Raw genomic sequence first — 1007 nt, forward strand, 5'->3', positions numbered from 1 at the left:
CCAACTGCGCTCCTCCCCCGTCATCGCCGAGAAGCACGCCTTCCTGCTCGCCGACCTCGGCGGCCTCGTGCCTGCCCACCTCACCTACACCCCGCCGCCGGACCGCACCCAGGCCGCCCCCACCCGCGAACCCCGCGAGGCCACCGGCCCGGACGCGCTCCAGGCCTGGGCCCACGGCGGCTGCGCCGTCCCGGACGGCACCCCGGGCGTCAAGCAGCTCGAACTGTGGGCGTTCGCCGTCCAGCCGCTCCCCCAGAACGCGGGCACCGCGGCCTGGATGTGCCTGCGCGCCGACCGCTGGAACGGCGACGGCAGCGCCGCGACCGCCGTCCTGCTGCCCTCCGCCCGCGGCCCCCAGCGCACCGGCGGCGGCCAGGGCCGGGCGTGCAGCCGCTTCGAGCAGGACACCGTCGGCTCGACGTGGTGGCGCTCCCCGCAGGGCACCGAGTTCCTGCTCGCCGCCGGGAGCCGGCGCGTCGCCCGGCTCACCGTCAAGGGTCCCGACTGGTCCGCCGACCGCCCCGCCCCGGACCACATCCTCGCCGTCGACCGCCCGGCCCGCGCGGCCGTCCAGGTCGAAGCCGTCCTGGACAGTGGCACCCGGATCACCCCGCTGCACTGAACGCCCGCACTGAACGCCCGCCCTGAACGTCCGCGCTGAACGTCCGCGCTGAACGCCCTCACCGCCGAATCCCCACCTCACTCTCGTAGTCCGGCAGTTCGACACTGGTGACCTGCTTGCCCAGCTCCAGCATCCGGTCCAGCACCCACCGCCGGTTGAGCAGCGCGTTGCGCACCCGCAGGCCGCCCGCGGTGCGCGGGGCCAGGAACGGGCCGGTGCGGTCACCGCCCTTCTGGCACCCCTGGGCGTAGCCGCGCAGCAGGCGCTCGTAGCGGGCGAAGGCGGTGCGGTGGTCGCCGCGCGCCCGGGCCAGCTCGCCCGCGAGGACGTACGCGGCCACGACGGCCGTGCCGGTGCCCATGCCGCCGATGGTGGCGCCGCAGGC

At 76.6% G+C, this 1007-nt stretch carries 2 pseudogenes; one reads left to right on the forward strand and one right to left on the reverse strand.

From position 1 onward, the window contains the following. A pseudogene (locus AB0O00_RS41485) lies at window positions 1-622 on the forward strand (hypothetical protein); the annotation flags it as partial. 58 nt (window positions 623-680) lie between these two features. Here the strand turns inward: AB0O00_RS41485 and AB0O00_RS41490 are convergent. Then, a pseudogene (locus tag AB0O00_RS41490) lies at window positions 681-1007 on the reverse strand (FAD-dependent oxidoreductase); the annotation flags it as partial.

Source organism: Kitasatospora sp. NPDC093558 (genome assembly GCF_040683475.1).
GTDB lineage: Bacteria > Actinomycetota > Actinomycetes > Streptomycetales > Streptomycetaceae > Kitasatospora.